Here is a 9,754-nt window from a genome sequence, read left to right on the forward strand (position 1 = left end):
GTCAGGACCAGCGCTCGTCGTCGAACACCTCGGGCGGGATGTCGTCGCCCGGTTGGACTCCGAGCGCCTCGAGTCGACCCATGAGCGCGGCGGCGACCGCAACGTAGGTGATGAGGTCTTGCGGTTCGTCGGCGCGTTCTGCCGGGTCGCCGCCGAGGAACTCGAGGACGAGCGGTGGAACACAGTCGCCCATCGCGAGTTCACGGGTGCCGGTCGCAATCCGCCAGGCGTCGAATCCGGAGACGTCGACGGCCTCGGCGATCTCGCCGTCGCGAACCGCCGCGAGTACCTCATCGAGAGTGGCCAGCGGTCCCGACGCTCCGCTCGACGGGTCGAAGCCGACGACGGTATCGGGTGCGAGTTCCTCATCGTCGTCGAGGGTGAAGTAGACGATCCCGCGCCAATCCGCGCCGACCGCGGTGATGTCGTCGCGGCCGAAGATCGACTCGAGTAGTTCACTCATGTCGTCGACTCGTCGTCGTGAGAAGAGTGCGAACGCGCCATTGGCGACCACTTGCCCCTGTGTGGAACCCACATCCGCTACCTTACGCACGTGAGGACTACCGTTTTGCGGCCGCGACTGCTCGTGGTGTCGCTGGCCTGTGTCGCGGGCGTGCTCGGCGTCGCGGCATGTTCGTCCGACTCCGGTGGTACCGCCGAATCCGCGACGTCGGTGCCCCGATCAGCGGCCGTGACCGTCGCACCCGGGCAGCAACATCCGCGCACCGCACCCGGAACAACGCTCGACTTCGGTGCCTCGGCATCACTGCCCGCTGACGCCTATCGTGCGGGCGGGTCGACGGCGCTGTTCACGGTCACCGGCATCACACAGGGCAAAGACGTACCCAGCGCGCAAACCCGTGGCGGCACAGCATATTTCGTCTACGTCACAGTGACGTCTCTGGCACAACGGCCGGCGCCCGCCCCCAAAGTCCTCGGCCTCGCCGGTTCGGCGGATGGACGCACCGCGGCGCTGACACTGCCGCCGTCGACCTCACTGAAGGACTGCGCCAACCCGAAGCCCCCCGAGACGATGCGTCGCGGCGAGTCGTACGCCACCTGCCTCGTCGCCTACGCCGATGAGGGGCAAAAGCTGACTCAGGTCATCTACTGGGCCGACACCACCGGCGACGACTCGCTCGACTACAAGCAGGCGCCCGTCGTGTGGCGCAATCCGGCCGACGTCGCCAGCAGTTCTCCCGCGCCACCCGCAGGCTGAGCCGCACAGCCGACGTCGCCTATTCGGATTAGAGTCTGGCTAAGGGGCAGCGAGCGCGACGACGGTCTGAGAGGTCTCCACGGTGACGACAACAGATGCGGTGCTGACCGATTCGCACGCCGTGGGACGCTCGGAGGTCCTCGCAGCGCTTGATACCTCCGCGCAGGGCCTGACCAGTGCCGACGCGACACGACGACTCGAGCACGTCGGCCCCAATCGGCTCGCGGCCGCAAAGACTCGACCGGCGGTGCTGCGCTTCGCCGCGCAGTTCAACAACATCCTGATCTACATCCTCATCGGCGCAGGTGTGCTGAAGGCGATCCTCGGCGACTGGATCGACTTCGCGGTCATCGTCGCGGTCGCGGTGATCAACGCCGTCGTCGGGTTCGTCCAAGAGGGCAGGGCAGAGAGCGCACTCGCGGGCATCCGGAACATGCTGTCGCTGCACGCGCGGGCCCGCCGCGATGGTGAGTGGGTCGACGTCGACGCCGAGAACCTCGTTCCGGGCGACGTCGTGTCGATCAGGTCGGGCGACAGGGTGCCCGCCGACATGCGGCTGCTCGAGGCGACGAATCTGCGTATCGAGGAGTCGGCGCTGACGGGCGAATCCGTCCCCGCCAGCAAAGACACGCTCGCCGTCGACGTCGACGCAGGCATTGGCGACCGACAATCGATGGCGTACTCGTCCACCATCGTCTCGGCCGGCACCGGCGTCGGCGTGGTCACCGCGACCGGACCGTCGACAGAGATCGGCCGAATCCAGTCGATGATCTCCGACATCGAGCAGGTCGATACACCGCTGACCCAGCGCCTCGAGAAGTTCGGAACACAACTCTCCCTCGGCATCCTCGGCCTTGCCGCGGCGATCATGGTGATCGGCAAGGTCATCCACAACTTCACCATCGACGAGTTGATCTCGGCCGCAATCGGTTTCGCTGTCGCAGCAATTCCCGAGGGACTCCCCGCCGTCGTCACGATCACGCTGGCGCTCGGGGTGCAGCAGATGGCACGACGACACGCGATCACACGCAAGCTCCCCGCGGTGGAAGCACTGGGCTCGGTCAGCGTGATCTGCTCCGACAAGACCGGCACGCTGACGCAGAACGAGATGACGGTGCGCACCGTCGTCACAAGCACACAACGCTATTCGGTCGACGGCACCGGCTACGACCCGAGGGGATCGATCACCGCGGACGGACGGGTCGCATCGCTGAGCGCGGATCCCGACCTCGCACTGTTCGTCGAGACCATGGCGCTGTGCAACGACGCACGAGTCGCCGAGGTCGACGGGCGCTGGCAACTCATCGGCGAGCCGACGGAGGGCGCCCTACGGACGCTGGCCCTCAAGGCCGGATTCGACGCCGACGTCGCGCGGCTCGGTGAAGTCCCGTTCGAGTCGCAGAACAAATTCATGGCCACGCTCTCGGATCTACCCGGCGGGCGCACCATTCTTGTCAAGGGCGCTCCCGACCGCTTGCTCGACCGCAGCGAGTTCGAATTGGACGAGCACGGTGAGCTCCGGCCTCTCGACCGACCTCGCTGGGAGCGCGTCATCGACGAGCTCAGCGCGCAGGGACTGCGTGTGCTCGCCGCGGCACGACGACCCGCACCCGACGCCGACTCGTTGACACTCGACGACGTCGATCATGGACTGACATTCCTGGGCGTCGCGGGCATCGTCGATCCCCCACGGCCCGAGGCGATCACAGCGATCGCCAACTGCCACAGCGCAGGAATCCGGGTCAAGATGATCACCGGCGACCACGCGGGCACCGCACGCGCGATCGCGGCGGAAATGGGCATCATCGACGATCCGGCCGCTCCGGTGCTCACCGGCGCCGACCTGCAGAAGATGAGTCAGACACGGCTGCGCGAGGTGGCCGGTGAGGTCGACATCTACGCGCGCACCAGCCCCGAGCACAAGCTGCGGATCGTCACCGCACTGCAGGCACAGGGTGAGATCGTGGCGATGACCGGCGACGGCGTGAACGATGCTCCGGCACTGACGCGCGCCGACATCGGTGTCGCGATGGGTATCAAGGGCACCGAGGCCACCAAGGAGGCCGCGGGCATCGTCCTCGCCGACGACAACTTCGCGACCATCGAGCGTGCGGTGGAAGAGGGTCGTCGGATCTACGACAACATCCGCAAATCCATCCTGTTCCTGTTGCCGACCAACGGCGCGCAGTCGCTGGTCATACTTGTCGCGATCCTGTTCGGATTCTCGCTTCCGTTGACGCCCGTCCAGATCCTGTGGGTCAACATGATCACTGCCGTGACCCTTTCGCTCGCATTGGTTTTCGAGCCCGCCGAACCGGGGATCATGTCGCGATCGAGACGGTCGACCGACGGTCCGCTGATCGCACGCGGTGACCTCGCGATGATCACCTTCGTCTCCATCCTCGTTGCCGCCGCTGCGATCTCGGTGTACTTCGTGGCGAAGTCGGACGGGCATTCGCTGGCCGTTGCCCAGACGGCCGCGGTCAACATGCTCGCGCTCGGCCAACTGGCCTACCTGTTCAACTGCCGCTACCTCAGTGGTTCGAGCCTCAAAGTCGGTGCGCTGCGCGGTAATCCGATGGTCTGGTACACCTCGGCAGCACTCATCGTGCTGCAGTTGGTGTTCATCTACGCGCCGTTCATGCACACGTGGTTCGGGTCCGCTCCCCTCACCGGCGTCGGATGGGGCGTCACCATCGGACTGGCCATCGCGATCTTCTTCATCATCGAAATCGCGAAAGCCGTTGCGCGACGATTCGAATCGGTCAGATCATCCGACGCGTGACAAACGCGGGCAGATACTTCAGTGCCGCGGCGATCGGAGTCCACGGCCACGGCGGCACCGGCGAGTAGCCCTTTTCGGCCTCGATGGCCTTGACCATCGCCGCGACTCCGGACTCCGTGTCGGCCATCAGCGCGGTCTTCACCCCGCGGTTGATGTCGGTCTCGATGTAGCCGGGCGCGACGACCGACACCGTGATCGGCGAGTTGACGAGTTCGGCCTGCAAACCCTGCCCGATCGCCGTGACACCGGCCTTCGACGCCGAGTACGCGGTCTGTGCCTTGGGAAGTCCGCGGATTCCGCTGATCGAGCTGACCAGCACCAGGTGGCCGTGGTTCTGCGCGCGGAAGATCTCCATCGCGGCCTCGGCCTGTGCGAGCGCTCCGACGAGGTTGGTCTGCACGGTCTCGATGTTGGCGTGCGCCTTGCCCGTCCCGATCGGGGCGCCCTTGCCCAACCCAGCGTTCACGATCACGCGGTCGAGACCGCCGAGTTCGTCGCGCAGCTTGCCGAAGACGACGGGCACGGCGTCGACGTCGGTGACGTCGAGTGCGCTGACGGCGACCTGCGACGCACTCGGCCGGAGTTCGTCTGCGAGGGTCTCGAGGCGGTCGAGGCGTCGGGCGGCCAGTGCCAGCGAACGGCCGCGCGCGGCGAACTCACGGGCCATGCCCTCGCCGAGCCCCGAGCTCGCGCCGGTGATCAGGATCTTCTGTCGGGTCGTCACGCAGGACAACTTACCCCTGCGCGCGGCCACGTCGAACGAGACGTACCACCGCGGTCTGACCGTCGTCGCCGACGATCCGGTCGGCATCGGCCCAGTCGTCGCTGCGCTCGGCGAGGATCTGCCCTGCCTGCGCGGTGTTCATCTCCATCAGCAGTGCGCCACCGTCGGCGAGCCAGTCGGGGGCGGCGCCGACCAGCCGTCGAATGTGGTCGAGTCCGTCGCTGCCGCCGAGAAGCGCAGTCCGTGGTTCGTATTCGGTCTCGTGCGGTAGGAGCTCGACGGCGCCGTCGGGGATATACGGCGGTACGGCCGCGATCACGTCGACCGCGCCGAGCAACCGCCGCGGCAACGTCGACAGTCCGTCACCGAGGTGGGCGTGTGCGCCTGCGGGCAGGTTGCGGCGCGCGTAGTCCAGAGCCGTCGCGTCGACGTCGACGACGTGGATGCGCGCGCCGATCGCCGCTTCTGCCACCGCCGCCGCTATCGGCGCGACTCCGCAGAACGCCTCGACGACCACGGGGTGCTCGACGTGACGTTGGCGCAGTACCTCAGCAGCGACCTGCGTGAGCAACAGCGAGCGCTGTCGAGGGATGAACACCCCCGGCCCCACGTGCAGGTCGATCGACCCGAACCGGACCGTCCCCACCACGTGCTCGAGCGGCTCACCCGCACAACGCCGAGCGGTCATCTCTTCCAGCTGCTCGACGTCGCGCGCGGCGTCGACGAGGATGGCCGCCTCCTCCGCCGCGAACACACAGCCCGCCGCCCGCAGCCGCGTTGCCAGCGCTGCCGACTGTGCGCCTCGTACTGCCGACTGGGCGTCTCCTCGCGCCGACTGGGCGCTTCCTCGCGCCGACTGGGCGTCCGTCACTTGAGCAGCCGTGACATTCGACGGTCCGCGAGCACCTTTCCGCCGGTCTGACACGTCGGGCAGTACTGGAACGACCTATCGGTGAAACTGACCTCTCGGATCGTGTCGCCACACACCGGACATGGCATCCCGGTGCGAGCGTGCACCCGCAGCCCGGTTCGCTTCTCCGACTTCAGTTTTGCGACGCCGAGACCTTCGAGCCGCCCGGTCGCATCGGTGAGTACGCCCCGCATCGACTCGTAGAGTGTGTCGATCTGGGCGTCGGACAGTGTTTTCGACGACGCGAACGGCGAAAGCTTTGCGGTGTGCAGGATCTCGTCGGAGTAGGCATTTCCGATCCCGGCGATCACTCGCTGATCGGTCAGGACGTTCTTGATTCGGCCCGACGTGCCGTGCAGGATCTCGGCGAGTTCGTCGCGCGTGACACCCATCGCGTCGGGTCCGAGCGAGGCGATGCGCTCGACGTCGGACACATCCCGCACCACCCATACGGCCAGCCGCTTCTGGGTGCCTGCCTCGGTGACGTCGAAGCCCTCTCCCGGTAACCCACAGTGGACGCGCAGCGCAATCGGGCTCTTGCCGCCGGGACGTAGCGGTCGCGGCGAGAGATCCTCACTCCAGCGCAGCCACCCCGCGCGCGACAAGTGGATGACCAGGCTGATCGTCGGTTCGTCGACCTGTTCGGCGCTGCCGGGAATCGTCGTGATGACGAGGTATTTACCGATCCGCGACGCGGAGTCGACGATGCGCCCGATCAGCGCGGTGTACGGCGGATCTGCTGTTTTCAGTACCGACAGCGACGCGACGTCGACGCGTCGGATCGGGAAGCCGGCAGCGTGCTCGTCGACGTAATCGGCGATGGCGGCGACCTCAGGCAGCTCAGGCATGCCTCCAGTGTGCTCTAGTAAGTGCATGATCTCCGCACATTCCGACGCCGAGCTCGCCGCTCGGATCGCGGACGGCGCAGGCGAGATCCTCGTCGGAGTGCGCTCGGGGCAGTTGCTGGGTGGTCGACAACTCGGCGACCTCGGCGACGCGATGGCCCAGGCGTGGATCGGCAACGTGCTGCGCCGACATCGCGGCTCCGACGCTGTGCTCTCGGAAGAAGCCGACGACGTCGGCGACCGCGCGAAAGCCGATCGCGTCTGGATCATCGACCCGCTCGACGGCACGCGCGAGTTCGCTTCCGGCACTGCCGACTGGGCAGTTCACGTCGCGCTCACCGAGTCCGGCGTGGTGACAGCGGCGGCGGTCTCGCTGCCCGCGACCGGCGAGCTGTTTCGCACCGACACCGTCGAACCCACGAGCGGACCGCTACGACATCGCATGGCCGTATCCCGTTGGGGCGGAACGTATGAGGTGGCCGCGGTATCGCGCGCGCTCGGTCTGGCGCCGGTCGAGATCGGGTCGGCGGGTGCCAAGGCGATGGCCGTGGTCCGCGGCGACGTCGACGCATACGTGCACTCGGGCGGCCAGTACGAATGGGACAACTGCGCCCCGGTCGGCGTCGCGCTCGCCGCGGGGCTGCACTGCAGCCGCCTCGACGGCTCGCCCATCGTCTACAACCGCCCGCGCCCGTACATGCCCGACTTCGTCATCTGCCGATCCGAGATCGCCGACGACCTACTCGGCGTCCTCGCCCGGATCTGGTGACAACCCGCCCGCTCAGCGCTGTTTGCGCAGCCTTCCCGCTGGTCGAGCAGCCGCGAGGAACGAGCGGCGTGTCGAGACCACCCCACCCCAGCCCGCTCAGCGCTGTTTGCGCAGCAGGTAGATGTCCATGATCCAGCCCACGCGCTCGCGGGCGGCAGCGCGCTCCGCGGCGATGCGCTCACCCACGTCGCCCACCCGGCCGCTGATCAAGATCTCGTCCGCGGTACCCAAATAGGCGCCCCACCAGATGTGATCGTCGGGGTCTGCGGTCTGCCGGAACGCGAGGTCGGCGTCGAGCATCACGATCTGGTTGGAGTCGACGCCAGACGGCGTGTCGGCGAGCCGACGGCCCGTGGTGATGTGGATGGGTTCGCCGATCCGGTTGGCGACGATTCCGTGCGCGGCGGTCAGCGCGCTCGCACTCGTCACGCCCGGAATGACCTCGACGTCGAGGGTCAGGTCGGCTCTGTCGGACAGATCGTCGACGATGCGCAGCGTGCTGTCGTAGAGCGCCGGGTCGCCCCAGACCAAGAACGCCGCGACACCCCCGTCGGGCAGCTCGTCACGCAGCGCGGAAGCGATCAGCTCGGCTCGTGCCGCGTGCCAGCGCCGCACCTCGGCGTCGTAGTCGGCCGGCGTACGATCACGCGGCGGGTCAGCGATCTCGATGAGCCGGTGCGACGAATTGGCGTGGCTCGCAAGGATCTCTTTGCGGGCAGCGAGCAGCCCCGTCTTCGCACTCCCCTTTTCCAACGCGACGAACACCTCGACGTCGGACATCGCTTCGATCGCCTGGAGCGTGATCTGCCGTGGATCACCGGGTCCGATCCCGATGATCCGCAACGTTATCCGCATCGTCGAATCAGATCTTCACGCGCCGCAGACCGTGTTTGCGAGCGGTCATGTCGAGGATGAACTGGCGCGGCAGCAGGCGTCGCAACGCGAAGACGAGTCCCGCCGAATTTCCCTTGGCGTAGAACGGCTTCGGATGCTCGGCGAGCGCGGCGTCGACGATGACCGCCGCCATCTCCGCCCCACTAATGCCCTCTTCTTCGTTGTGTCGCGTTGCGGCCGCGAGGGTTTCATACTCGTCACGGTAGGGCGAGTTCTCACCGATGTAGATGCTGCGCCGATCGCCGATGCCGGTGGCGATCGTTCCCGGTTCGACGCTGATCATCCGAATCCCGTACGGCGCGACCTCACGTCGGGTCGCGAACGCATACGCCTTCAGCGCGGATTTCGTTGCGGCGTAGTTGGATCGGAACGCCACCGGGAAGCTCGACAGCATCGACCCGACCATCACAACAGTTCCACGACGCCGCTCACGCATCCCCGGAAGCACGGCCTTGGTCAGCGCGATCGGCCCGAACACGTTGATACGGAACAGATCTTCAACAGCACCGATCGGCGTGTCCTCGAGCGCGCCTGCCTGCGATTCTCCCGCATTGTTGATGAGGATGTCGACGTCGCCGACCTCACGGGCACACTCCGTCGCGCTCTCGTAGTCGGAGTTGTCGAGACGTACATAGGTCACGCCGGGAATCGGATCGGCCACCTTGTCGGGGTGTCGACTGGTGCCGAAGACTCGATGGCCCGCGGAGGCGAACTGCCGCGCCACCTCTTCGCCGATTCCACTGGTCGCGCCGGTCACGAGGACGGTGAGCTGAGATGGTGTCACCGCTTCACCGTATCGTCTCGCTGCACCCGCGAGACCAGAAGCACCTAGCCGAGCCCGCCCTGGCGCAACGACTCCCGCTCCGATCGCGGATCGGCCCGTCACGTAGACTGCCTCCGTCGGTCTTCACGACCCGCCCTCGTAGCTCAGTGGATAGAGCACCGCTCTCCTAAAGCGGGTGTCGCAGGTTCGATTCCTGCCGGGGGCACACTGACATCCTTGCCGGCCTCCGGCCGGTGTGCGCCCACTGTGTGGTTTAAAAGAGATTCAGGCGGGCGCACCCAGACAGTTGCGTGGGACACACGGGTACAAAAATGCCCCCGAGGATCCCACGCAACTCGACGCCTCGACTCAGATCCGCGGCACTCCGGCGGCCAGGAGATCTTTGACCACTTCTTCGGGCTCCGTGCGCAATTCCACGGCGGTACAACGCAGCTGGCGGCGGCCGGGAGTAGACAATCGGCGCTGGCGACGTAGATCGTCCTCCCACGACGAGTGGTCCCTGTGAAACGACCCATCGACCTCGAGCACCACCGTCGATCCGTCGGGCAGGTCCCATTCGCCATCGGTGTAGCGGCGTCGACCATCGCTGTCGGCGCGAGGACGCTGACGCACGGGCGGTTGTAGGGAGAAGTCACGGCACATCGTGACCAGGTCGATTTCGGCCATCGACTCCGAGCCGCCCGCAATGTCGTCGAGAAATCCGCGCAGCAGAGGCTTATGGCGCAGCCGCGGCAGCTTGTCGCACCAGAGGAATGATCAAGACCTGTGGATCTGGGAGGGCGTGCCTTCCCGCAGAATGATCCCGGTAGTCACTTGATCAAGTC

The 9,754-nt window shown here is 66.6% G+C and carries 10 protein-coding genes and 1 tRNA gene; 4 read left to right on the forward strand and 7 right to left on the reverse strand.

The window, feature by feature from the left end:
- Position 1: 1 nt before the first annotated feature.
- Positions 2-535 (reverse strand): hypothetical protein, encoded by a 534-nt coding sequence (locus tag A5788_RS10450; RefSeq protein ID WP_064870043.1) that lies wholly within the window; start codon positions 533-535, stop codon positions 2-4.
- Between the two features lie 18 nt (positions 536-553).
- Between A5788_RS10450 and A5788_RS10455 the strand changes: the two genes are divergently transcribed.
- Positions 554-1,219: a hypothetical protein gene (locus tag A5788_RS10455; RefSeq protein WP_231894208.1), complete on the forward strand. Its 666-nt coding sequence runs from the start codon at positions 554-556 to the stop codon at positions 1,217-1,219.
- 82 nt (positions 1,220-1,301) lie between these two features.
- Entirely contained in the window at positions 1,302-4,004 is a 2,703-nt protein-coding gene (locus tag A5788_RS10460) for an HAD-IC family P-type ATPase (protein ID WP_064870045.1), read from the forward strand.
- Here the strand turns inward: A5788_RS10460 and A5788_RS10465 are convergent.
- The 3 genes from A5788_RS10465 to A5788_RS10475 all read right to left on the reverse strand — a co-directional run bounded on the left by A5788_RS10465 (position 3,985) and on the right by A5788_RS10475 (position 6,486).
- Complete coding sequence (locus tag A5788_RS10465; RefSeq protein WP_049697881.1) at positions 3,985-4,728, reverse strand: SDR family oxidoreductase; 744 nt, start codon at positions 4,726-4,728, stop codon at positions 3,985-3,987. The genes A5788_RS10460 and A5788_RS10465 overlap by 20 nt on opposite strands.
- Before the next feature lie 10 nt (positions 4,729-4,738).
- Complete coding sequence (locus A5788_RS10470) at positions 4,739-5,482, reverse strand: SAM-dependent methyltransferase (protein ID WP_442902891.1); 744 nt, start codon at positions 5,480-5,482, stop codon at positions 4,739-4,741.
- A 113-nt stretch (positions 5,483-5,595) separates the two neighbouring features.
- Positions 5,596-6,486: a DNA-formamidopyrimidine glycosylase family protein gene (locus A5788_RS10475; protein ID WP_049697880.1), complete on the reverse strand. Its 891-nt coding sequence runs from the start codon at positions 6,484-6,486 to the stop codon at positions 5,596-5,598.
- Between the two features lie 25 nt (positions 6,487-6,511).
- Between A5788_RS10475 and A5788_RS10480 the strand changes: the two genes are divergently transcribed.
- The gene (locus A5788_RS10480) at positions 6,512-7,252 is read left to right on the forward strand and encodes a 3'(2'),5'-bisphosphate nucleotidase CysQ (RefSeq protein WP_064870046.1); all 741 of its coding nucleotides are present in this window, start codon (positions 6,512-6,514) and stop codon (positions 7,250-7,252) included.
- Positions 7,253-7,348: 96 nt separating this feature from the next.
- Here the strand turns inward: A5788_RS10480 and cobF are convergent, their stop codons facing one another.
- A complete protein-coding gene (cobF, locus tag A5788_RS10485; RefSeq protein ID WP_064870047.1) occupies positions 7,349-8,107 on the reverse strand; it encodes a precorrin-6A synthase (deacetylating) in 759 nt (252 codons plus the stop codon).
- Between the two features lie 7 nt (positions 8,108-8,114).
- Positions 8,115-8,930 carry an SDR family oxidoreductase gene (locus tag A5788_RS10490; protein WP_064870048.1) on the reverse strand — a complete coding sequence of 272 codons (816 nt, stop codon included), beginning with the start codon at positions 8,928-8,930 and terminating at the stop codon, positions 8,115-8,117.
- Between the two features lie 132 nt (positions 8,931-9,062).
- Here A5788_RS10490 and A5788_RS10495 point away from each other — a divergent pair.
- Positions 9,063-9,135: transfer RNA gene (locus A5788_RS10495), tRNA-Arg, on the forward strand.
- A 143-nt stretch (positions 9,136-9,278) separates the two neighbouring features.
- On the opposite strand, the gene A5788_RS10500 is transcribed toward A5788_RS10495, so the two are convergent.
- A complete protein-coding gene (locus A5788_RS10500; protein ID WP_231894209.1) occupies positions 9,279-9,596 on the reverse strand; it encodes a DUF559 domain-containing protein in 318 nt (105 codons plus the stop codon).
- Positions 9,597-9,754: the final 158 nt, after the last annotated feature.

It is taken from the genome of Gordonia sp. 852002-50816_SCH5313054-c, from assembly GCF_001665925.1.
Taxonomy (GTDB): Bacteria; Actinomycetota; Actinomycetes; order Mycobacteriales; family Mycobacteriaceae; genus Gordonia; species Gordonia jacobaea.

Excerpts from the sequence above, each read along its gene's own strand:
- A5788_RS10475 (WP_049697880.1), bottom strand. The coding sequence starts at position 6,486 with ATGCCTGAGCTGCCTGAGGTCGCCGCCATCGCCGATTACGTCGACGAG.
- A5788_RS10480 (WP_064870046.1), top strand. The coding sequence starts at position 6,512 with ATGATCTCCGCACATTCCGACGCCGAGCTCGCCGCTCGGATCGCGGAC.
- cobF (WP_064870047.1), bottom strand. The coding sequence starts at position 8,107 with ATGCGGATAACGTTGCGGATCATCGGGATCGGACCCGGTGATCCACGG.
- A5788_RS10500 (WP_231894209.1), bottom strand. The coding sequence starts at position 9,596 with ATGGCCGAAATCGACCTGGTCACGATGTGCCGTGACTTCTCCCTACAA.